This window comes from Mesorhizobium huakuii (assembly GCF_014189455.1).
Classification (GTDB): Bacteria; Pseudomonadota; Alphaproteobacteria; order Rhizobiales; family Rhizobiaceae; genus Mesorhizobium; species Mesorhizobium huakuii_A.
Genome location: NZ_CP050296.1, coordinates 4,744,821 through 4,768,004 on the forward strand (window position 1 = coordinate 4,744,821; position 23,184 = coordinate 4,768,004).

The following is a 23,184-nucleotide window of genomic DNA, read 5'->3' on the forward strand; positions in this document are numbered from 1 at the left end:
TTGCTCACGCCGCCTTGCCGTCGCCGAATTTTTCGATCGAGCGCGCCAGCTCGACATGGCTGCTGGCATAGTCCGCCAGCGCAATGCCCGCGACAGCGGCCTGCCAGGCCTGCTGCACGGCGCGTACGCCGGCACCCGGGCCATCCGGATGGCTGACAATGCCGCCGCCGCAGAGATAGAGGAGATCGACCGTGCGCCCGGTGCGCTCATAGGTCTCGGGTGCCTGTCCGCCCCACTGGCCGGAACCGGCGACCGGCAGCGCGCAATCGTCAGGCGAGAACAACGGCGTCGTCACCGCCTCGAAGGAGCGGACGAAAGACACGTCCGGCTCCCAATATTTCGAGGCGATGCCGTTGATCTGGAACTGGTCGACGCCGAGCAGCCGCCAGAACTGCTGCCACACTTTGAAATCCATGCCGAGGCCGGGATGGCGGGTGAGGATGTCCCAACCATTGCGGTGGGCGTGCAGCACCAGGCCGGAGCGCTTTCTAAGGTAAGCCATGCCGCCGAAGCCGATGGAGTTGATGTTGACCACGGCGCAATTGCCGCCGGCCTTAAGCACCAGATCGTGGTTGCGCATCATCTCATCGGGATCGGCATGCGAAATGCCGAAGGCATACATCACCTTCTTGCCGGTCTTCTGCTCGTGGTCGAGGATCAGCGGCATGATCGCCTTCACCCGCTCCGAGAGCGGCGAGTAGGCCGGGCTCATCAGCTTTTCATCGTCCTTGATGAAGTCGACGCCGGCCTCGATCAGCTCGCCCACCATCGCGGCCGTCTCGGGCGGCCGCAAGCCAAGTGCCGGCTTGACGATGGTGCCGATGATCGGGCGACCCTCGACGCCGGTCAGCCGGCGGCTGCCGGCGACACCGAACTGCGGGCCAGGATGCGCGCCCCTGAATTGTTGCGGCAGCTTCATGTCGACGACGCGGATGCCGGACAGGCCCTTGATCGAATAGGTACCGCCGATGGCGATGGTCATCAGCGCCGAAAGGTCTGTGCCGATCGCGTCGAAGGGGAATGCGATGTCGACATCGGCGCGCTTGAAAGGCCCGCCGCCGGCCTCGGGAATGGATGGTTGCTGCGCATCGGGCAGATGCCGGATCGCCAGCACCCGTGCCGCCACGCGTGCCTTCAGCTCTTCGGTCTCGCCGGGCAGGGCGACAAAGGTGCCGGTCGACTGGTCGCTGGCGATCTTGGCCGCCAGCGCTTCGATGCTGTCAGGCGTTTCGATGCGATAGGTGAACGTGATCATGGCCGGTCGAAAGCGTCCGAAAAAGTTTTGTTGTGCTCCAAATCTGGTATAATGAGTACATAAGTATTGCAAGCAAATATCCCAGTTCGCGCAACGGGGCGGTCAAAGCGCAGGCATTCCGGGAATCGCGCCGGGAATGCTAAACAGGAACCGGGCCAGGGAGTGATTCGTCACGATGAACCGTTCGGAGCCGATCGTCCGGCGCAAACTTTCCGACGAAGTCTTTGCAAGGCTGAAGCGGCTGATCACCAGCGGCGAGCTGCAGCCGGGCGACGACATGCCGTCGGAGCGCGAATTGATGGAGCGCTTCGAGGTTGGCCGGCCGGCGATCCGCGAGGCGATGCAGGCGCTGAGCAATATGGGCCTTGTCGCGATTTCGCATGGCGAGCGGGCCAAGGTGCTGCAGCTCACCGCCAAGTCGATCATCAAACAGGTCGACGGCGCGGCCAAGATCATCCTGTCCTCGTCGAGGGACACGCTCGAGCACCTCAAGACCGCGCGCATCTTCTTCGAGCGCGGCATGGTCAGGGAGGCTGCCGAGAAGGCCACCGTCGAGGACGTGCAGCGGCTCAAGGCAACCGTCGCCGAGCAGCGCGCCGCGCGGGGCGATTCCGACGCCTTCATTTCCGCCGACATGAAATTCCACACCCAGATCGCGATGATATCGGGCAACCCGATCTATGTCGCCGTCAGCGAGGCGATGCTCGGCTGGCTGAAGGAATATCACACCGAGATGCTGATCTGGACCGGCAAGGAAAAGTACACGCTGACCGAGCACGAAGAGATCGTCGATCGCATCGAGCAGCGGGACGCCGACGGCGCCGAAAAGGCGATGATCAAGCATCTCGAACGCTCGCGCGCGCTCTACGTCATGAATTCCGAGAAATAGGCCTAGCCGATCCGGGCAATAGCGTAGGGAGCCATGATGAGATGGCCCTGGCCGAGCGCGGACGCATCGACCGCGACATCCTCCGCCGTCAGGTTCGCCAGCCACACGATGGTCTCGCCGGAGGCGGAGCGGCCGGCCAGCGCCGCAATCCGCGTCTCGTCACTTGTCTCGGCCGGCACATGGACGAGGCCGGCCAGCTCGCAAAGCCCCTTGATAGCCCTAGAGATCGGCCGCGGTGACCCTTCGGTGGCAGGTTCCCCGGATGCCGCCAGCACGCCGAACGGTCCGGTGAAGCTGGACAGCGTCAGCATTTCCAGCCCGGCCGGCGCGACGCGCGCGGCATAGCCGATGGTCCAGGCGGCGGCGAACAGGCCGTTGTGGCGCGGATCGCGGTTCGCCATGGCGATGCGCTGTCCCTGCGGATTGTCCTTGGTCGCGCCACCATAGGGGTTCTGCCGCATGGCAATGGTCGAGGGCCCGATCCGGTAGGGCTTGTCGCCGAAGATCGCCCGCGCCGACCGGGTGATGAACGGCAACGCCTCCAGCGACTGCATGACGCTGAGATCGTCGGCGGCATGCACGATCGGGCAGGTGCAATGCGTGACGAAATCGAGCAGCCCGGCCGGGACGCGCTTGCGATTGAGTTCGGTGAAGTAGCTGAACATGCCGCCGCCGAGACGGATATCGGGAAAGGCGCGCCGCGCCGCGGCATAGACATCCTCAAGCGGCGGGCAGGGCGGCCAGGCGCTGCCCGGCGGCGTCGACTGCCGGTCGACCGAAGGCGACACCGCGATCGCATCGAGCCGCAGCTTTGCCAGGCGCACCAACTCGGCGACCTCTGCGAGTTCGGCATCGAGATCGCCGCTGCAAGCGACCACGCATTCGAGCGTTGTGCGGGCGGGATAGGCGTCGACGAGCCGGGCGAAAGAGTGCAAGGCGTCGAGCCCGTGACCGCGCGTTGGATCGTAGTGGAACAGCAGTTGTTGCGGGCCGAGCGCAGACAAGGTGGCGAGGTTCGCCAGCGCTGTCTCGACATCACTGGGATAGATGATCACGCCGACATCCGGCAGCGCCGGGCCGGGCTCGCCGAGCGTCACGCGGACCGCGCCGGACGCCTCGATGGCGGCCGGCGTCGTGCCGTCGCTGGCAATGCGCAAGCTGATCGTCTGGCGGTTGGTCTGGCCGGCAGGCAAAACATAGGGCCAAGGCAGCGCCAGCGGCCGCACATAGGTCTTGTAGGAGGCATCGGACCAGTTGCGTTGGTCTTCCATTTCGAAAACGTCGCCTTCCATCCGGCATTGCGCGGTGACGCCGGGCCGCACCTCATGCGTGATGGCACGCAAATCCTTGAAAGGCTGCCAGGGGTCGATCAGGTCTGGCAGTTTCGTGTCCACCACGCTGCCGTCGGTGTGCTCCACCGTAACTGGGCTGCCGGCGAGGCCGGCGATCGGATGCAGGATGCAGAAGCCGCAACGGTTGGTCTCGAAATCGCTTTCGGGCAGCGCGCCGACGTCAAACACCAGCCGGCCATCGGAGGAGCCTTTGATGGTGGCGCGGAGGGCGAGCCGGCTTCCGCCCGGTCCGGCGCAGGTCGCCGTGTAGCTAACGGAGAAGGCATCGGCGCCCTGGTCGATGGAAAGGTCCGATAGCACTGGTTCGTAAGTGCCCCAGTCGCGGTCGCGCACGATATAGGAGATGGCGCGCAAGACCTCCGTGCCGCCATGGCGGATGGTGCGCAGATTGCCGTTGACGAAATCGGCGCTGAGCGGACCAGCAGTCAGCCAAGCCGGTTCGGTCTCCGCCGCCCGTGTGCCGCAAATCAGGAAGCGATCCGCCGTCATTTCAGCAGGTCGTCGATCTTCACCGGCTCCCGGCTTGTGGCGCCGGCATAGGCCGCCTCGACCAGCGCGAATGTCTTGAGGTTGTCGGCGCCCGAGGTTGCCGGCTCCTTGCCTGATGCAAGGCTCTCGACCCAGTGCCGCTGGATAGCCAGCACGCTTTCCTGGATGTTGTGCCATGGCCGCGATGCCCAGGGCAGAAGCGGCGGCGAGATATCCCTGACCGTTGTGCCGCTCTTGCCGGTGACGGTGAGCTGGTAGCCCTGCGCCAGCCGGAGCGTGCCGTTGCTGCCGTCGATCTCGATCAGCGTTTCGGGAAACGGCTCCACCGCAAGCCGCGTCGCATAGCTGCAATCGACCACCGAAATGGCGCCGCTCTTGTGATCCATCAGCATGGTGGCGACATCCTCGCCGGCGATGGCCGGGTTGATGCGTGCCGTCCGGGCGGTGAGGCTCGAGACGTCGCCCAGCAGAAAACGCGCAATGTCGAGGATATGGATGCCGAGATCCTCGATGATGAAACGCTTGCCCGTCGCCAGATAGGGCTGGCCGGAAAACACGTCATAGGCGGAGCGGAAGGAGATGCGCCCGAAGAAGGGGGTGCCGATCTCGCCGCTGTCGAGCACGGCGCGCACCGCCTGGATCGGCGACTGCCAGCGGAAATTCTCATGCACCATCAGCGGCACGCCAGCCTTGGCGCAGGCCGCGACCATCGCTTTGGCGTCGGCCAGCGTCGGCGCGAACGGCTTCTGGCAGATCACCGGGACGCGGTGGGCGGCCGCCATCTCGACCAGCGGCCGATGGCTGCCGACGGTGGTGGCGATGTCGACGAAGTCCAACGTCTCGACCGCGAACAGCGCGGCCGCATCACTGTAGCGCTTCGCAATGCCGAACTGGTCGCCGACGATCCGCAGCCGCTCCGGATCGCGATCGCAGATGGCGACGATGGAGGCGCCGTCGATGTCGCGCCAGGCATGCATCTGGTTGACGGCGAAGAAGCCGCAGCCGATCAGCGCTCCGCTCAAAGTCGCCATGCTCAACCCGCCTTTGCCATCTGCATCAGGGTGACACGCTGCTGGAGCCGGCGCTGCGCCTGGTCGACGACGACGGCGACGATGATAACCAGGCCCTTGATCACCATTTGCCAGAAGGAACTGACGCCCATCATCACTAGCCCGTCCGACAGGATGCCGATGACGAAGGCGCCGACGATGGTGCCGCCGATCGTGCCGCGGCCGCCCGACATCGAGGTGCCGCCAAGCACCGCGGCGGCAATGGCATTCAATTCGAAGCTTTCGCCCGTTGCCGGATGCGAGGCCATCAGTTCCGACGAGATGATCAGGCCGACGATCGCCGCGCAGAAGCCGGAGAACATGTAGACGAACATCTTGACCATGTTGACGCGCACGCCCGAGATGCGCGCAGCGCGCTCATTGCCGCCGACGGCGAAGATGTGACGGCCGAGCGGCGTGTACCGGGCGAGATAGGCCGCCCCCAGCGCCACCACGATCAGGATCCAGATTGAGACGGGCAGGCCGACGAGCCGGCCGGCGCCGAAGAAGCCGAAGCCTGTGGTGCCGAGTTCCGGCTTGCCGACAAGGTTGGGGAAGGTACGGCCGTCGGACGACAGCAGCGCCAGGCCGCGTGCCACATAGAGCACGCCGAGCGTGGCGATGAAGGGCGCGACGTTGAGCCGGGTGATCAGCAGTCCGTTGACGGCGCCGATCAAAATACCGACCAGCAGCGTGATCAATGCGATCTCGACCACATTGAAATAGATGGTGTAGCCGATCTGCAGGTCGATGCCGTTGAGCACGAGATAGCCGGCCACCATCCCGCACAGGCCGACGATCGAGCCGACCGAAAGGTCGATGCCGCCGGTGATGATGACGAAGGTCATGCCCATGGCGAGGAAGGCGTTGAGCGCCACATGCTTGGCCATCAGGATCAGGTTCGCCGCCGACAGGAAGTTCGGTGCCGCGATGGAGAAGAACACCAGCACGGCGATCAGTGCGATGAAGGTCCTGAGCTTCATCAGCGTCAGCAGTACGGAGCCGCTGGAGGCCGAAGAATGAGCCGCCCTGGCCGGAATGTCAGTCATCAGCTTTGCTTTCCATGTGCGGGGGCAAGATGGGCAGGTCCGTGGCCGAGCGCGGATGCGGCGACGATCGCGGCCTCGGTCGCCTCGGCGCGGTCGAACATGCCGGTCAGTTTGCCATTGCTCATCACCGCGATCCGGTCGGACAGCGCCATTACCTCGTCGAGGTCGGAGGTGGCGAAGAGGATGCCGAGCCCATCGCGCGACAGCTTGCGCATGGTGCGGAAGACGTCGGCCTTGGCGCCGACATCGATGCCGCGGCTCGGCTCGTCCATCAAAAGCACCTTCGGTCCGGTGAGCAGCGCCTTGCCGATCACCACCTTTTGCTGGTTGCCGCCGGACAGCGACGAGACCTCCTGCGTCGGGTCGGCGACCTTGATCGCGAGTTCCCGCACCATCTGCACCACGGCCTGCCGCTCGGCACTGCCCTGGATATGGAACAGGCGCACGAAGCGCGACAGGCTCGCCAATGTCAGGTTGCTGGCGACGGATAGGATCGACACGAGGCCCTCGCGCTGGCGGTCTTCCGGGATCAGCGCCAGACCGCGCCGGATGCGCCGCGTCGTGTCGCGTTCCCTGACCTGTTTTCCCTTAATGAAGATCTTGCCGCTGGCATGACCGTGGCGGCCCATGATGCAGTCGAACAGCTCGCTGCGCCCGGCGCCCATCAGGCCGTAGATGCCAAGGATCTCGCCGGCCCGCAGCGACAGCGAGACGTGGTCGACCGCCAGTCCGCCGGTGGCGCGCGGCAGGCAGATGTCCTCGGCGCGGAAGATCTCTTCGCCCGGCACATGGCCGTCGGCCTTGGCGAAATCCTTGGCGTCCGAGCCGATCATCTGCCGCACGATCCACTGCGTGTCGACGTTCTTGACCTCCTCCTGGCCGGTGATGCGGCCGTCGCGCAGCACGGTGATGTAATCGCCGATGCGGATCAGCTCCTCCAGCCGGTGCGAAATGTAGACGATCGCCACGCCACGCGCCTTGAGGTCGGCGATAACCTTGAACAGGATCTCGACTTCGGCGGCACTCAGCGCCGAGGTCGGCTCGTCCATGATCAGGATGCGCGCATCGAGCGACACGGCCTTGGCGATCTCGACCAGCTGCTGCTGGCCGATGCGCAGATCCTCGACCAGCATGTCCGGCCGGATGCCGGCTTCGAGCCGATCGAGGAATTCACCGGCCCGCCGTTCCTGTTCCTTGCGGTCGATCTTGCCAAACCGGTTGGTGATCTCGCGCGTGGCAAAAATGTTCTCGGCGACCGTCATGTTGCCGAACAGGTTCAATTCCTGGAACACCATGCCGATGCCGCGGTTCACCGCGTCACCGGAGGAGGAGAAGGACACCTCATTGCCGTCGAGCAGGATGCGCCCGGCCGTCGGCTGCTCGACGCCGGCGATGATCTTCATCAGCGTTGACTTGCCGGCGCCATTCTCGCCGACGAGCACATTGACCGCGCCCTTACGCACCTCGAAATTGGCCTGCTTGACCGCGACGGTGCCGGCATAGACTTTCGAGACGTCTTCCAGCTTCAGGATGACGTCGTGGCTAGCCGCCGTGGTCATGGCTTCGGCCCGATCTCGGCCTCCGCCGGGGTCACCAATGGCAGGTCCTGGCCGCCTTCGATCGTATAGGCGCCGAGCACCTTGGCGGTGCGGCCCTCCAGCGCCTCGCGCGGCAGCTTGGACAGCACGGTCTTGTCGGCATAGGCGTTGAACGCCTTGCCGAACTGGGCGAAGTCGATCTGGTTGGTGAAATCGTTGAACTGGACGAAATCGAGGCTGTCGCGCAGTGCGGTTCCGCGCATCGCCGGCCCGATCTGCACCCGCGCATCCGCCTTGCCGTCGCCGTCGACGTCGATATCCATCGTTGCCGCGCGCGACTGTGTGTTGGCGGCGATGACCTTGCCCTCGACGCGGACCGCGAAGGTCCATGGCGAATTCGCCTGCTTCTTGGGGTTGCCGTATTTGGCACCAGCTGCCGCCTGATCGGTCTTCGCCAGCGCATGGACCTCGGCGAACGGCCCGGCCTTCTGCTGCAGGTACGGGATGACCTTCGCCACCCAGATCTCCTCGACCATCTTGTCCGGGTTGAAGCCGGACGCATTGGCGCCGCCTTGCGCGGAGGGCGTCGGCAGAATCTTGCAGGCGCTGAGGCTAAGGCCGGCGAGCGCGACAAGGGTCAGCCAGGTCAACTTCTTCGGCATCGCGGTCAAGCATTCCAGGGAAATGGAGACGAGGGACGAACCCTAGGTTCGCCCCTCGCGGATTGCATTGCGCAGGCTCAGTTCTTCAGCGCGAAGGTTTCCAGCTTGGCGGCATTGTCGCCATTGATGAGCATGCAATCCATCAGCTGCTTTTCCTTCTCGGGCGACTTCTTGTTCTTGATGAAGTCGTTGGCCTGCTCGACCGCCATCTGCGCCTGGGCGTAGGCCGGCTGCAGCACCGTCGCCTTGATGCCGCCAGATGTGATGGAGTCGCGCACGTCGTTGGAGCCGTCGAAGCCGACGACGATGACATCCTTGCGGTTCGCCGCGGCGAGCGCCGCATAGGCGCCCATCGCCATCGTGTCGTTGCCGGAGATCACGCCCTTGATGTCGGGATTGGCCTGCAGGATCGATTCCATCTTGGAATAGGCCTCGGTCTGGCTCCAGTTGGCTGATTGCTGCGCGACCTTCTTCAGGTCCGGATAGTCGTCGATCACGTCGTGATAGCCCTTGGAGCGGATGCCGGCATTGGTGTCGGATTCCTTGCCGACCAGCTCGACATAATTGCCCTTCTCACCCATCAGCTTGACGAACTCCTGCGCGCCGAGCTGGGCGCCCTGGTAGTTGTTCGAGACGATCTGCGCCACGGCAACGCCGGTGGCGTTGATCTCGCGGTCGATCAGGAAGGAGGGGATGCCGGCGTCCTTGGCCTTCTGCACCGCGGCGACGGTGGCGTCGGCGCCGGCATTGTCGAGGATGATCGCCTTGGCGCCGCGGCCGATCGCGGTGTCGATCAGTTCGGACTGCTTGTTGGCGTCGTCGTCATGCACCAGCACCAGCGCCTCGTAGCCGAGCTCCTTGGCCTTTGCCTCGGCGCCGACGGCTTCCGCCTTGAAGAACGGATTGTCGTGCGAGGGGGTGATGATGGCGATCAGGTCGGCTGCGAAGGCCGGCGCCGCCGTGCCGAGTGCCAATACGCCGGCGAAAGCCGCAAGCGTCATTCTGCGAGTAAGTTTCATGAAGTCCTCCCGTTAAAAAGACATCGCCTCGACCAACCGAGGCCATTGTCTGCATTTGAATTCATAGGCAGTGCGGGCACACGCTCGGTCAGGCAAAGCCGCTTGACGACTTTCCAACCGAACCGATTCTCGCTCCCCGTCCCTCGCCATCCTCCGCTCGTCCCGGCTTCAATTCGAGCGCGGGAGTAGCTTAGCCAACTGGTATGATGAGTCAATCACTAATTGAGGTGATCTGTATCCGAGCAGTTGATGTTTCTTCCTTCTCCCGCAAGGGACAGGAAAGACGGAGCCCTTTCACGTAATCCGCTGGATGGAGGCGGCAATCTCTTCCGGCTCGAAGACGCGCTTCCAGTCGTCGCGCATCAGCACCGGCTTGCCGAATTCGATGGCCTTGTTGCAGGCATCGGAGAACACGCCCTTGGTCTCGCCGAAGATGACGGCGCCGAGCACATTCATGTGGCCGAGCAGGAAATCGAGCGCGGCCTGCCGGTCGACGCCGCGCGCCACGACCTCGTCGAGGGCTTCCTTCATGACGACGAGCAGCGAAGCGCACACCGTCTCCGAGAGGCCGGGCTCGAGCAGCGCCATGTGTTCGACCGTGACGCGGTGCGAGCGCATCACCGGCGCCCAGATGATCTGGGCGATCTTCTCGCCCTTGGCGTAGTCCGCCTCCGGCCCTTGCATCAGGGCGCTGACGAAATGCTGTTTGGCCTTGACGCCGCCGAAGAAGTCCTTCTTGGCGGCCATGTCGGTCTCGTCGTTGAAGATCGGCGGATGGCAGGGATGGGTGACGAAATAGGTAAGGTCGGGACGATCGGGCAGGTGCCCGGCGAAGGGGGCGGCCGCGTCAAGCACGATCACCATCGTGCCAGGGGCCAGCTTGCTTTCGATGCTGGCGGCGACCTTGCCGATATGCGTGTCCGGCACCGCCAGGATCACGACCTCGGCACGTTCGAGCGCCTCGTCGACGCCGACCGCGTCGAAGCCCAGACCGGTTTTCAGCCGCTCCTTGCCCGCTTCGCTGATCTCGACATGGCGGATCGTATAGTCCGATCCGCGAAAATTGGTTGACAGGCGATAGCCCATTTTCCCGCCCGCACCGAACAGCGCAATCGTTGTCATCTGACCTTGCTCCCTAATCCATAGGCGATCGTCCAGCGATCGTCATCTTGTGCACTGGTATGATCACTCTACCAGAATTTGGCAAGAGGAATCATTGGTTTTGTGTTCGTCACTTCGACAGGGGCGCGGCAGCGCCTGGCCCTGTCTTCGCCGCCGCAGCGTCCGTGGGATCGACCGCGGCACGGCGCGCCAATGCCTGCCGTCCGGCAAGTGCCAGCACGAAGATGACGACGATGCCCTGGACGATGTCCTGGGCGCCGGGCGGCAGCCCGATAATCTGCATAGTGGTAACGATCAGGATGAGCAGGATGCTGGCGAACAGGGTACCGAGCGCGGTCGCCGAGCCGCCGAAGATCAGCGTGCCGCCGAGCACCACGGCGGCGATCGACTGCAAGAGATAGGGCTGGCCCATTTCGAGGAAGGCGCCGCCGATATAGGCGCCGAGCAGCAGGCCATCGAGCGAGGCCAGCACCGACGAGATGATGAAGGCCGCCGCGATCACCCGGCCGTTCCTGATGGCGGCGAGCCGGGCAGCGGTCCGGTTCTGGCCGACCGCCGACAGAAGCTGCCCGAACACGGTGTAGCGCAGCACGAAGGAGGCGATCGCCACGCCGACAATGGCGATGATGGCCATGATCGGAACACCCGAGACGCGGCCCGTCGCCAGTCCCTTGAGCGCCGGGCTGACGGCAAAGCCGGGGATTGCCTTGTTCGACAACAGCGTTGCGGTCGCCAGCACGTAGCCGGTGGCGAGCGTCGCGATGATCGCCGGAATGCCGAGGCCGACGACGAGCAGCGAATTGAGCAGCCCGACCGCGAGGCCGAGCAGGACGGCAGCTGTGACACCAATGGCGAGGTTGGCATCCTGGCCCTTGATGGTGAGCAAGGCGACGAAGGCGCTGAGCGTGATCACCGAGGCAACGGAAAGATCGATATTGCCGCGTCCGGTGGTGACGACGAACATCTGGCCGATGCCGACGACGGTCAGGAACGAGGCCGACAGGATGATGCCCGACAGGCTGGAGAGGCTGAACCGGTTGGTGACGATCGACAGCACCAACCACAGAAGCAGGACACCGATCGCCGCCCAGATCCAGCGGTTCCTCTGCGCCCAGAAAGTGAAGGCGGACATCACGTTCATTGTTCGCTCCCGCGATCCGCGGTCAGGCCGCGCAGCGTCAAGAGGGCGATCAGGATCAGCCCTTGCGTCGCGGCGTTATAGTCGCTGCTGACATTGAGCGTGCCGAGCAGCGCGCCGATCAGCGACAGCGTCACCGCGCCGGCGATGGCGCCGACCGGAGAGACGATGCCGCCCAGAAGCGAGCAGCCGCCCATCACCACGGCGGCGATGCTGAGCAGCGTGAACGAATTGCCGGAGTTGATGTCGCTCGCCGTGTTGATCGCCGTCAGCGACAGGCCGGCGGCCGCAGCGAACAGCCCGGCGATGAGATAGCGCACCAGTGCGTAGCGCGTCGGCGACCAGCCCGAACGGATCATTGCCGTCGGGTTGTTGCCGAAGCCACGCAGCACCACGCCGAGCGGCAGCCGGTCGATCACCAACACCACCAGGGCGACCGCCGCGATGAGGATGATGGATGTCGGCAGGAAATCGAGCGACCAGCCGAACAGCGCCGTCAGCCATTCAGGGCTGGCGCCGCCCGGCGTTGGTTGCAGCGCATAGCCCAATCCCACCCAGATGAAAGAGGCGCCGAGCGTGACGACGATGGCCGGGATCTTTCGCGCCTGGATCAACCCGCCAAGACCGGCATAGGCGGCGATCGCTGCCAAAAGCGCCAGCGCGCCGAGCCATGGCTGATCATAGAGCAACGTGGCGCTGAGCACGCTGACCAGGCCGGCAAAGGCGCCGACGCCGAGATCGATTTCGCTGCCGCCGACGATGAACATCTGCGCCGCCGTCACCAGCACCAGCGACAGCGCCGGCATCAGCAAAAGGTCGAGGCCGAAGATCGAGGCGACTGCCGGATTGGCCGAGATCATCACTGCCAGCACGGCGGCGAGGCCGATGAAGGGGGCTGCATTCACCAGCCTGCGGGCAAGCCCGGCCGCACCGGCCTTGCCGTGCGCGGCATCAGTGCGCTTGTCGGCCTGCTGGACGAAGGATGCCCCGACGATCGCCGCTTCGGTGATCGCCTCGCCAGTCAGTTCCTTGACGATCCGGCCGCCGGCAAAGACCAGCACGCGGTCGCAGGCCAGCAGTTCGGCATCCTCGGTGGTGTGCCAGACAAGTGTCCGTCCGCTCCGTGCGATGTCATTGCAGAGCCGGTAGAAATCCTGCTTGGTGGCGATGTCGACGCCGCGCGTCGGATCGTCGAGCAGGATGATCGGCGTATCGGCGACGAGCGCGCGGGCAACCAGCGCCTTTTGCTGGTTGCCGCCGCTCAGCTCCAGAATGTTGGAGCCGAAGCGGTTTTCGTCGAGCCGCAGCCGGCCCGCGGCTTCGGCCGCGGCCTCGCGGTTGAGCCGGTCCGAGACCAGGCCCAGCGCCGCGCGGCGCGCAAGGCTGCCGATGGAGATGTTGCCCAGCACGCTCCACAGCGGGAACACGCCTTCCTTCTGGCGGTCGCCGGCAATGAAGCCGGCTTCGCCGGTCCGGGTGACGGCGGCATCCTTTCCGGGTTTGAAGATGGCATGCAGCAGATCCTTCTGGCCGCTGCCCTCGAGCCCCGCCAACCCGACGATCTCACCGCGCGCGATCTCGATGTCGCGGCCGAGTTCCGATGTCAGCGCGCCGGACAGCCGCACCAATGCGCCTCCAGTGCTGGCGACGGTGGCGCCGTGCTGATGGATCGAGTTGGCGTCGCCGCCCATCAACTGCACCAGCTTGCCGATCGACGTATCGGCCACGTCGCCGCGCCAGGCGGTGCGCCCGTTGCGCAGCACGACAACCTGCGCGGCGATGTCGATGATTTCCTGCAGCTTGTGGCTGATGAAGATGAAGGCGAGTCCAACCTTGGCCCGCTCACGGATGAAGGCCCGCAATTGCTTGGAGCGATCGAGATCGAGCGAGGAGGTCGGCTCGTCGAGAACGATGAGCCTGACGCCGGGCGTCGCGGCGGCGCGTGCAATCTCGACCATCTGCCGTTCGGCGATGGAGAGCTGGCTGACTTCCGCGTTTACATCGATTGTGTTGCCGGGAAAGACGGCATCCAGCGCCACGCGCGCGCGGCCTCTGTAAAGCGTCCGCCAGCCCGGGCGGCTTGCCGCATCCTGCGGCGTCTCCAGAAAGAAGTTCTCGGCCACGGACAGGTTGGCGCACAGCGACAGTTCCTGATGCACCATGCGGATGCCGCGCCGTTGCGCTTCCGCCGTGTTGTAGTCGGTGAAGTCAAGCGCCTGGCCGGCGAAAGAGATCGAGCCAAGGGTCGGCCACATCGTGCCGCAGAGAATGCGCATCAGCGTCGACTTGCCGGCGCCGTTGCCGCCGACGAGGCCGATGATCTCGCCGGCCGAAACGGAAAGATCGATTTCGGCATTCGCCAGCGTCGGCCCGAAACTCTTGATGATCTGTGAAAGCGATACGATTTCCTGCCGAGCGGCGGGCGCCATGGCGGCTGCGCGCCGTGGATCGGCAACGGCGAGATGGGACATTCGTCCTCCGTTTCTTCACGGCCATGGATCGGGCGCCATCCGGCGTCCGATCCACTTGTGCTGGTCGCGTTACTTGCTCAGCAGGTTCTGCTTGACCCAATCGAGCGAATAGCTGGGGCTGATGATCTGGCCGCCCGGTAGCTTGGCGTATTCCTTGAGGTTGCTGGCATCGACGGTCGCGACCGGCATGATCATCATCTTGGGCGCCTTGGCGCCCTTGAGCAGGGACAGGCCGAGCCAGAACGCGGCGCCGCCAATACCAGGTGTCGTGTTCATCGAGACCGTCTGGTAGCCGTTCTTGGCATTCTCGTCGGCCCACCATTTGACGAAATCGGTACCGCCGCCGCCTTCGATGATCGGCATCTTGCCGGCATAGTCGCCACCATACTGGACGAAGGCCTGGGCAATGCCGACATCGTCGCTGCCGCCCTGGCCGAGCACCGCATCGACATGCGGCAGCGAGGGCAGGACATTGGCGATGGCCGCCTGCGCGACCGAGGCGGTCGCCTGGCCATAGACGGTGGCGACAACCTTGATATCGGGATATTTCGCCAGCACCGATTGCTGCGCGTTGAACATGTCGTTGTCCGGGGCCGAGCCCTTGACGCCGCGCACCTGGATGACGTTGCCCTTGCCGCTGAGCATCTTGAACACCGCCTCGGCCTGGGTCGCCTTGTAGCCCTTGAAGTCGAAATTGAGCTGGTAGTTGCAGGGCGCCGAGGCGACCGAATCGAAGGAGACGACGATGATGCCGGCCTTGCAGGCCTTTTCGATGATGCCGTTGACCGCGGTTTCCGAGGCGGCGTCGACGGCGAGCACGTCGACCTTCTTGAGGATCAGTTCGGCGATCTGGCTGTTCTGCTGCGCCACCGAACCATCGCCGTTCATGACGATGTAGTCGGAGATCTGCCCAGCCGCCTTCGCTTCCTTGGCCGAGGCTTCGAAAGCCTCCACCATCTGGTGCCGCCAGGTGTTGCCGTAATAGGCGTTGGTCAGTGCGATGACCGGCTTGTCCGACGATGCCATTGCCGGCAGCACAAACACACTCCCCAGCGCGGCGCTGGCAAGCGCCGCCACGGTCACAAACCTCATAATGGTTCCTCCCAAGAACACGATACGCCGAACCTCACCGGTTCGGCTTTGCCACTCGACTACGGCGCTCTTGTTGAGGACGCCATACCAGGTACATATTATACCAGCATACCAAATGCGCAAGCAACCGTATGTTGAGCGGGAAGGGAGTTTCCCGTGCTCGGGGCATCTTGGCGTGGGGGACTGCTGGCCCTGTCGTCGGCTCACGGAGCGTTCGGGAACGCTTGAGCTTTCAGGGCCGCAAAAGCCGGCCGATCTCCCCCGCACGGGCAGGGGAATCGCATATGGCGATTTTGGGCTTGAAGTTGGTTTGAGAAGGGATTCTTTGGGAAGGCAGTCCAGCGAGGAGTGACTGCCATTACCAGCCTTGAGAGCTATTTCGGTACGGTGCCTGATCCGCGCGCGGCCAACGCCACACATCGGCTTGGCGACCTGATCGTGATGATGATCGCTGCGAGCCTGTGTGGCGCGACCAGCGCAACGGAGTTTTCGTTGTTCGCGCAAGAGCGCAAACAGGCGCTGTCGCGCTTGATCGACTATGAGGAGGCGCCTAGCCACGACACCTTCTCGCGGCTGTTGCGCCTGCTCGATCCGGAGGCCTTGGGACGGGCGTTCGCCGCCTTTGCCGCAGGCTTTGCCCAGGCACGTCAGGGTGTGGTCGCACTTGATGGCAAGGCGCTGCGGCGGGCCTATGAGAAAGGCCTTGCGGCCAGCCCGCCCCTGACGGTGTCGGCCTTTGCCAGCCAGACGCGGCTGTGTTTGGCGGCGGTCTCGCCCGGCGACGAAGACAATGAGGTCGAGGCTGCCCTCAAGGTCGTCGAACTCATTGATCTTACTGGCCGATTGGTCACGGCCGATGCCCTCCACTGCCACACGCGCATGGCCAAGGCCATCATTCAGCGCGGCGGCGACTATCTGCTCGCACTCAAGGGAAACCGCCGGCATTGGTTGGCTCGGGCCAATCAACAACTGGCCCAGACCACTCCCGCCGTCACTGAGCGGCCCGAGACCAGCCATGGCCGCAACGAATGGCGGCAGGCAGAGGTCGTGGTGGCGGCTGAACCAATGATGCCGGGGCACAAGGCCTTCATCCGCATCACCAGCCGGCGCGATCAGGCCGAGCCGCTGACGCGCCTGTTCATGGCCTCAACGCTGCTGTCGCCACAGCAGGCGATCGACCTCACCAGAGCCCATTGGCAGATCGAGAACGCACTGCACTGGATGCTCGACGTTCATCTGCACGAGGACCTCAGTCGTGCCCGCAAGGACAACGCTCCCGCCAACACCGCCCTCATCAACCGCATCGCCAGAAATATCCTTCAGGCCGCCGACATCGACAAAGTCCCCATTAGCCACCGCATCAAGAAATGCGCTTGGAATGACGACTATCTCATCCAGGCAATCGCTCATATGCGATAGCCCTGCCCGCACGGGGGAGATGCCTGGCAAGGCAGTGTTAGGAACTCGAGGTCTCGGTGACGTTACCCCAGCGGCGGCAAGGCCGGTCGAGCGCTATCCGCGTTCGGGGAACATCGCCTTCAGGCCCTCGCGCGAGGCCTTGGCGACGCCGCGTTCGGTGATCAGTCCGGTCACCAGCCGCGCCGGGGTCACATCGAAGGCCGGGTTCGCCGCCGGCGTCGCTTCGGGCGAGATGCGAACCTGGGCGATTTCGCCGTCGGCGGTTTTGCCCCACACCAGCGAGACCTCGTCGGCCGAACGCTGCTCGATTGGGATTTCGTTCAACCCATCATGCACCGTCCAGTCGATGGTCGGCGACGGCAGCGCGACATAGAACGGCACGTCATTGTCGGCGGCGGCGAGCGCCTTCAGATAGGTGCCGATCTTGTTGCAGACATCGCCGTCGGCGGTGGTGCGGTCGGTGCCGACGATGACCATGTCGATCGCGCCGCGCTGCATGAGATGGCCACCAGCATTGTCGACGATCAGCGTGTGCGGCACGCCATGGCCGGCCATCTCCCAGGCGGTCAGCTGTGCGCCCTGGTTACGCGGCCGCGTCTCGTCGACATAGACATGGACCGGAATGCCGGCTTCCGTCGCGAGATAGATCGGCGCGGTGGCGGTGCCATAGTCGACTGTGGCCAGCCAGCCGGCATTGCAGTGGGTGAGGATGTTGACCCTCTCGCCCGGCTGCTTGCGCGCCGCGATCGCCTTGATGATGGCAAGGCCGTTCTCGCCGATGGCGCGGTTCAGCCCGACATCCTCGTCGGCGATCTCACCGGCGCGCCGGTAGGCGGCCGCGGCGCGTTGTTCTGTTGGCAGCGGCTTCAAGAAGCGCCGCATCTCGTCCAGCGCCCAGCGCAGATTGATCGCCGTCGGGCGTGTTTCGTGCAGCGTCTCCCAGACGGCATCGAGCGCTGCGTCGGAAGGATCGTCCGCCATCTGCATGGCAACGCCATAGGCCGCGGTCACGCCGATCAGCGGCGCGCCGCGCACCCACATGTCGCGGATCGCGGTGGCGATGCCGGCAACCGTGCGGATCGTCTCGATGCGAAAGTCATGCGGCAGCCAGCGCTGGTCGATGATGTCAACCGAACGGCCGTCGTCGCTCAGCCAGATGGTGCGATAGTGGCGGTCGCCGACGTTCAAATGCTGCTCTCCTGTTCGATCAGCGCGGCCAGATTGTTGACCTCGTCGATGCTGTGAATCTGGCGCCGGTTGACGGCGATGTGACGGCCGAATTTGAGCGCCTTCGCCTCGCAGGAGGCGCGCAGATTCTCGTCGGCGATGGTCTCGAAATCGGCATTGTGGGCAAGGCCGAGGATGCGCCTGTGCACCTCGATACCGGCAAAGCCGAGCAGGTCGGTCCAGATCTGGTGCAGGACATGGTCGAGCGCCTGCTCCGCGCCCAGCCTGTCGCCCTGATCCTCGAACAGGCTTTTTTGGTAGAGCATGCCGGTGCGCTCGGTGCGCCACAGATGGGAAAACTCGGCGCGGAACACCGCCCATGTTTCTGCAGTGACCCCAAGTAGATAGGCGCGCATGGCATCGCGCTTGCCTTTCTGCTCATGTCCGCGCTGCGAGAAGAACGACATCCAGAAATTGGCGAGCAGCATGCCGACATCGAACGCCATCGGACCATAGAAGGCGAACTCCGGATCGATCATCCGGGTCTCCTGGTCGGTGACCATGATCGAGCCCGAATGCAAATCGCCATGCAGCAGCGTTTCGGCGTTGGCGGCGAAAATATGCTTCAGCCGTTGCGCCTCGACTTTGAGGTCGCGATCGGCGCGCAGTTCGGCAACGAGGCCGTCGAGCTGCGGCGACGTATGCCGGTTCATCTTGGCGTCGAAATAGGGATCGGAAAACACCAGGTTCTCGGTGATGTCGCAAAGGTCGACATTGTCGGCGAACAGCGCAAGATCGGCCTTGCGATCCTTGGTCACCATTGACAGGTCGGAACCGCGAAACAGCGTACGGGCCATGAACAGGCCGATATCCCTGGCGATGTTTGGAAGCTGGCGTCCGTCGATCAGGGCGCGCCTGAGAATGATGTATGGCGGCGCCAGATACTCCATGATGATCAGGGCCTGGCCTTCATCGAAGTAAAAGATTGCCGGCACCGAGCCGGGCGCGCGCTCCCCTTGTCTGGTCAGCGCGTGATATTCGAAGAAGGAGCGCTTCAGGGGTAGCGGCCAGCTGTCGCCGACCAGGCGGACATAGGGCAGGGCCTGCTTGACCACTGCGGCACCGCTGGCGCCCTCGACAATGAAGACGAGGTTCAGATTGCCGTCACCGACTTCGCGGACCTTCCAGTGTGTCGTGTCCCGGCCGATCTTGGCGCACAGCGCCTCGTTCGTGCCGAGGCGCGTTGCAAGCGTCTCCACCGACAGTGCTTCGAACGGCAATTTCCCAGTCATCATCATCCCCTCGCTTATGCGCTCCGAACATAACGAAGGCATGGCGGCCGGGCCAAGCTAGGAAGCGATCTGGCAATTGTCAATCGTGTTGACAATTGCCGGCGTAGCCCATAGCGTCACGGTCAGGGAGGAACGCATGGTCGGCAATGCCGTGTTCCGCGTAGAGGGACTGAGGAAATCCTTTGGCCGCAACGAGGTGCTTGGCGGCATCTCGCTCGAGCTGCATTCCGGTGAAGTCACCGTGCTGATGGGCGCCAACGGCGCCGGCAAATCCACACTCGTCAAGATCATCAGCGGCGTCTACGAGCGTGGCGGCGGCACCATGACCTTGGCCGACCAGGACTTCGCGCCGAACACGCCGGCGGAAGCGATCCGCGCCGGCGTCGTCACCGTGCACCAGAACATCAATGACGGTGTCGTGGCCGATCTCGATGTCGCCACCAACCTGACCCTCGACCGGCTCAGCGGCCGGGGCGCGCCGACCCTGTTCAATCCGGCCCGGGTGCGCCGCGAGGCCAGGGCCGTCGCCGACCGCATGGGTCTGGCCATCGATCTCAAGGCCCGCGTCAACGACCTTTCGCTGGCCGACCGCCAGATGGTGGCGATCGCACGTGCCTTGGCGCATCAGCCGAAGGTGCTGATCCTCGACGAGCCGACCTCCTCGCTCTCCAGCGCCGAGGCCGACCGGCTTTTCGCGCTGGTCGACCGGCTGCGCGAGCAAGGCGTGGCGATCCTCTACATCTCGCATCGTATGTCGGACATCAGGCGGCTCGCCGACCGCATCGTCTCGATGCGTGACGGCGTCATTTCCGGCGTCTTCGATGCCCAGCCGCTCGACTATGAAGGCGCGGTCAATGCCATGCTCGGCCGCAAGATCCATCTCGACCAGATTGTTGCCAGAAGTTCTGCCAAACCGGTCCTGTCCGTCGAAGGCCTGCGCATCGGGCAGGGCGCCAGGCCGATTTCGTTGACGCTCGGCGATGGCGAGGTCGTTGCCATCACCGGCCTCGTCGGCGTCGGCAAGACAGCACTTGCCGAAACGCTGTTCGGCGTGCGCAGGCCGCTCGCCGGCACCATGACGATGAACGGCAAGCCCTATGCGCCGCGATCAGCGGGTGACGCGATCGCAGCCGGCGTGTTCCTCGTCGCCAAGGACCGCGCCACCAGCGGCATCGTCGGCGGCTTCAACATCGAACGCAATGTCAGCCTGCCATTCCTCAAGCGGATGTCGAATCTGAGCGTGCTCAAGCGCCGCCTCGAACGCGCCACCGCGCGCCGGCAGATCGAGGAACTCAGCATCGTCTGCCGCTCCGAGAAGGACGAGATGTCGGCACTGTCCGGAGGAAACCAGCAGAAGGTGATGGTCGCCCGCTGGATGGCGCAGGATGCCGCGCTGTTCATCCTCGACGAGCCGTTTCAGGGCGTCGACATCTCGGCCAGGCGCGACATCGCCGCCAAGCTGAGGGCAAGCGCCCATGGCCGCGCGACGCTTTTATTCGTCACCGAACTCGACGAGGCGCTGGAGACGGCCGACCGCATCCTGGTGATGTCGGAACACACAATCGTCGGCGAACACCGCAATGCCGACGTCGATCTCGACCGCTTGCTGGCCGAGGTCGCCGGCGGACCGCTGCACAGCGTCGCCTGAGCGTGGCGACGGGTAGAATTGGAATGGAGAGACTATGGGTTCGAGTTGGGTAAAGTGGGCAGCGGCGCTGGGGTGCGCTGAATGACGTTGCGCGACTACGCCATCCGCTACGGCTTCATCGTCCTGTTGTTCGGGCTGGTCGCCTATTTCGCGATCGCCGCCGACGGCTTCGTCTCGCCACAAAGTGCCGTCTTCATCTTCCAGTCGGTGGCCATCACCGGCGTGCTGGCGCTCGGCGTCACCGCCACCCTGGTCGTTGGCGGCTTCGACCTGTCGATCGGCTCGGTCGCCACATCGGCCATGATGGCGGCGGCCTATGTCATGGTGGTGCTGGAGCAGAACGCCGTCGTCGCGGTCGTTGTCTGCCTGCTCATCGGCGCTGTTGTCGGCCTGATCAACGGCTGGCTGATCGTCTATATGCGCGTGCCTGACCTGCTGGCGACGCTCGGCATGATGTTCCTGCTGGTCGGCCTGCAGCGCATCCCCACTGAGGGCCGCTCGATCGCCACCGGCATGACCATGCCGGACGGCTCGGTCGCCAATGGCAAATTCGGCGATGCCTTCCTGGCTCTTGGCCGCCATCGCTTCGATTTCTTCATCCCGAACCTCATTCCAGTGTCGGTGTTCGTGCTCCTCGTGCTGGCCGTGCTGATCTGGTTCTTCCTGGAATACACCCGCTTCGGCCGCATGATGTATGCGGTCGGCTCGAATGAGCGCGCCGCCGAACTCGCCGGCGCGCCGGTCAAGGCATACAAGATCTGGGCCTACGTCATTTCAGGCGTCTTTGCCTCGATCGGCGGGATTTTGCTCGCCGCCCGACTCGGACGCGGCGACATCGCCTCGGGCAACAATCTGCTGCTCGATGCGGTCGCCGCGGCGCTGATCGGATACGCGGTGCTGGGGGCTGCCAAGCCGAACGCCTTCGGCACCGCCGTCGGCGCGCTGTTCGTCGGCATCCTGCTGCAGGGTCTGACGATGATGAATGCGCCTTATTACACGCAGGATTTCGTCAAGGGCGTGGTTCTGGTCGTCGCCCTTGTCTTCACCTTTGCCCTTTCGGGCAGGGGCAGGGGGTAGTCTCGACCGGACAGGATTTTGGGTTCAACAAGAGTGGAGGAAACAAGGTGAACATCACAAGAAGACTTCTGGGGAAGGTGGCGCTCGGATTGGCCGGCGCAACCATGCTGATGCAGGTTCCGGCTTTTGCGGCGGACAAGCCGGCGCCGTTCGACAAGCCCGGCGTCAAGATCGCGCTGGTGCGCTATCTCTCGACCGGCGACTTCTTCCAGGCCTATCTCTCGGGCGTCGAGGCGCAGTCGAAGGCGCTCGGCATCGACTTGCGCGTGCTCGACAGCCGCCAGGACGCCGCCCTTCAGTCCGACATGGTCGACCAGGCCATCGCACTCGGCGTGCAGGGCATCATCATCCAGCACGGACTGACGGAATCGATGAAGGACGCCGCGCAGCGCGCGGTCGACGCCGGCATCAAGGTGGTGGCCTTCGACGTCAATGTCGAAAACCCCAAGATCCCGCAGATCGAACAGTCGGACAAGGACCTTGCCCGCCTGGCGCTTGAGCAGGCGGTCAAGGACAATGGCGAGAGCTGGAATGCAGGCTATGTCTATGTCGCCGGCATTGCCCCGCTCGACCGCCGCAACGAAACCTGGGTGGACGTGAAGAAGAAGTATGCGGGCATCAAGGAAGTCGCGATGTTCGGCACGCTCGACAACCCGATCGCCAATTCCGTCGCCAACCAGGCGCGCTCGGTGCTGTCGGCTCATCCCGACATCAAGGTGATGTTCGCCCCCTATGACGAATTCGCCAAGGGCGTGAAGATCGCCGTCGATGAAGCCGGCCTGAACAAGGGCATCAAGATCTACTCGGCCGACATCTCGACCTCGGACATATCCGCGATGCGCGAGCCCGATAGCGCCTGGGCTGCGACCGCCGCGACCAACCCGGCCGTCGTCGGCCAGGTCTCGGTGCGCGCGCTGGCACAACTGCTCGCCGGTGAGGATCCCGGCCACAGCGTCATCGTGCCGCCGACGCTGATCACGCAGAAGGAACTGATCGACAAGGACATCAAGAACATGGAGGACCTGTCGGCCAAGCTGCCGCAGTTCGCCCATGCCGATGTCGCCATGCCGGCCTGGATGCCGAACCCGAACGCGAAGTAACTTTCGCCGCTTCACGGCGTAGAATGGGAAGCACTGAGAGCTGCCCGCAGCAGATCGCTGTGGGCGGCTATTCCGTGGAGTTCACTCGTTGAACAGGTCGGAATGCGAACCGGTACGGGCAAGCTGCAATTCGTCGCCGACAACGCGGTAGATCAGGAGCCAGTCCGGTTCGATATGCGCGTCTCGAAAGCCCTTCCAGTCGCCTCTCAAAGGATGATCCTTATACGTCGCCGGCAGTTCACGCCCGGCGATGAACAGGCCTAGCAGATCGCGCAACTTCCCAAGGTTCTTGCCACGCTTTTCCATACGCTTCACATCCCGGCGAAATTGCCCGGAGTGAATGGGCGCTGGCATGC

Annotated in this window: 19 protein-coding genes; 5 read left to right on the forward strand and 14 right to left on the reverse strand. The window is 64.2% G+C overall.

Features of this window, described 5'->3' with window-relative positions; all coding sequences use genetic code 11:
* Positions 1-4: 4 nt before the first annotated feature.
* Complete coding sequence (oiaX, locus tag HB778_RS22845; protein WP_183457173.1) at positions 5-1,255, reverse strand: 3-oxo-isoapionate-4-phosphate decarboxylase OiaX; 1,251 nt, start codon at positions 1,253-1,255, stop codon at positions 5-7.
* Between the two features lie 175 nt (positions 1,256-1,430).
* On the opposite strand from oiaX, the gene HB778_RS22850 reads away from it, so the two are divergent.
* Entirely contained in the window at positions 1,431-2,144 is a 714-nt protein-coding gene (locus tag HB778_RS22850) for a transcriptional regulator NanR (protein WP_183457176.1), read from the forward strand.
* Positions 2,145-2,146: 2 nt separating this feature from the next.
* On the opposite strand, the gene apnL is transcribed toward HB778_RS22850, so the two are convergent.
* From apnL to HB778_RS22900, 10 genes are all read right to left on the reverse strand, one after another.
* Positions 2,147-3,985: a D-apionate lactonase gene (gene apnL / locus HB778_RS22855; protein WP_183457178.1), complete on the reverse strand. Its 1,839-nt coding sequence runs from the start codon at positions 3,983-3,985 to the stop codon at positions 2,147-2,149.
* On the reverse strand, positions 3,982-5,016 hold the full coding sequence (locus HB778_RS22860) for a Gfo/Idh/MocA family protein (RefSeq protein ID WP_183457180.1): 1,035 nt from the start codon (positions 5,014-5,016) through the stop codon (positions 3,982-3,984). The genes apnL and HB778_RS22860 overlap by 4 nt, the downstream gene beginning before the upstream one ends.
* Positions 5,017-5,018: 2 nt before the next feature.
* Positions 5,019-6,083 carry an ABC transporter permease gene (locus HB778_RS22865; RefSeq protein WP_183457182.1) on the reverse strand — a complete coding sequence of 355 codons (1,065 nt, stop codon included), beginning with the start codon at positions 6,081-6,083 and terminating at the stop codon, positions 5,019-5,021.
* Positions 6,083-7,642 (reverse strand): sugar ABC transporter ATP-binding protein, encoded by a 1,560-nt coding sequence (locus HB778_RS22870; protein ID WP_183457184.1) that lies wholly within the window; start codon positions 7,640-7,642, stop codon positions 6,083-6,085. The genes HB778_RS22865 and HB778_RS22870 overlap by 1 nt, the downstream gene beginning before the upstream one ends.
* Positions 7,639-8,283, reverse strand: a complete 645-nt coding sequence (locus HB778_RS22875; RefSeq protein WP_183457186.1) for a DUF2291 family protein — start codon at positions 8,281-8,283, stop codon at positions 7,639-7,641. The genes HB778_RS22870 and HB778_RS22875 overlap by 4 nt, the downstream gene beginning before the upstream one ends.
* Before the next feature lie 77 nt (positions 8,284-8,360).
* Positions 8,361-9,302, reverse strand: a complete 942-nt coding sequence (locus HB778_RS22880) for a D-ribose ABC transporter substrate-binding protein (protein WP_183457187.1) — start codon at positions 9,300-9,302, stop codon at positions 8,361-8,363.
* 294 nt (positions 9,303-9,596) lie between these two features.
* Complete coding sequence (locus HB778_RS22885; protein ID WP_183457189.1) at positions 9,597-10,424, reverse strand: phosphogluconate dehydrogenase C-terminal domain-containing protein; 828 nt, start codon at positions 10,422-10,424, stop codon at positions 9,597-9,599.
* A 109-nt stretch (positions 10,425-10,533) separates the two neighbouring features.
* Positions 10,534-11,565, reverse strand: coding sequence for an ABC transporter permease (locus HB778_RS22890; protein ID WP_183457191.1), 1,032 nt, complete (start codon positions 11,563-11,565; stop codon positions 10,534-10,536).
* Positions 11,562-14,033, reverse strand: a complete 2,472-nt coding sequence (locus HB778_RS22895) for an ATP-binding cassette domain-containing protein (RefSeq protein WP_183457193.1) — start codon at positions 14,031-14,033, stop codon at positions 11,562-11,564. Before HB778_RS22895 ends, HB778_RS22890 begins: the two co-directional genes overlap by 4 nt.
* A gap of 69 nt (positions 14,034-14,102) precedes the next feature.
* Complete coding sequence (locus tag HB778_RS22900) at positions 14,103-15,125, reverse strand: ABC transporter substrate-binding protein (protein ID WP_183457194.1); 1,023 nt, start codon at positions 15,123-15,125, stop codon at positions 14,103-14,105.
* Between the two features lie 348 nt (positions 15,126-15,473).
* On the opposite strand from HB778_RS22900, the gene HB778_RS22905 reads away from it, so the two are divergent.
* Complete coding sequence (locus HB778_RS22905) at positions 15,474-16,544, forward strand: ISAs1 family transposase (RefSeq protein WP_244661578.1); 1,071 nt, start codon at positions 15,474-15,476, stop codon at positions 16,542-16,544.
* Positions 16,545-16,637: 93 nt separating this feature from the next.
* Here the strand turns inward: HB778_RS22905 and mtnA are convergent, their stop codons facing one another.
* Together mtnA and mtnK are read right to left on the reverse strand one after the other, a co-directional pair.
* Entirely contained in the window at positions 16,638-17,732 is a 1,095-nt protein-coding gene (gene mtnA / locus HB778_RS22910) for an S-methyl-5-thioribose-1-phosphate isomerase (RefSeq protein WP_183457197.1), read from the reverse strand.
* A complete protein-coding gene (gene mtnK, locus HB778_RS22915; protein ID WP_183457199.1) occupies positions 17,729-19,003 on the reverse strand; it encodes an S-methyl-5-thioribose kinase in 1,275 nt (424 codons plus the stop codon). Before mtnK ends, mtnA begins: the two co-directional genes overlap by 4 nt.
* Before the next feature lie 136 nt (positions 19,004-19,139).
* On the opposite strand from mtnK, the gene HB778_RS22920 reads away from it, so the two are divergent.
* The 3 genes from HB778_RS22920 (at position 19,140) to HB778_RS22930 (ending at position 22,828) form a co-directional block, all read left to right on the forward strand.
* The gene (locus tag HB778_RS22920; protein WP_183457201.1) at positions 19,140-20,651 is read left to right on the forward strand and encodes a sugar ABC transporter ATP-binding protein; all 1,512 of its coding nucleotides are present in this window, start codon (positions 19,140-19,142) and stop codon (positions 20,649-20,651) included.
* An 81-nt stretch (positions 20,652-20,732) separates the two neighbouring features.
* Complete coding sequence (locus HB778_RS22925) at positions 20,733-21,728, forward strand: ABC transporter permease (protein ID WP_183457203.1); 996 nt, start codon at positions 20,733-20,735, stop codon at positions 21,726-21,728.
* 47 nt (positions 21,729-21,775) lie between these two features.
* A complete protein-coding gene (locus HB778_RS22930) occupies positions 21,776-22,828 on the forward strand; it encodes a substrate-binding domain-containing protein (RefSeq protein WP_183457205.1) in 1,053 nt (350 codons plus the stop codon).
* Positions 22,829-22,909: 81 nt separating this feature from the next.
* Here the strand turns inward: HB778_RS22930 and HB778_RS22935 are convergent, their stop codons facing one another.
* On the reverse strand, positions 22,910-23,134 hold the full coding sequence (locus HB778_RS22935; RefSeq protein ID WP_432421202.1) for a type II toxin-antitoxin system YafQ family toxin: 225 nt from the start codon (positions 23,132-23,134) through the stop codon (positions 22,910-22,912).
* Positions 23,135-23,184 lie beyond the last annotated feature (50 nt).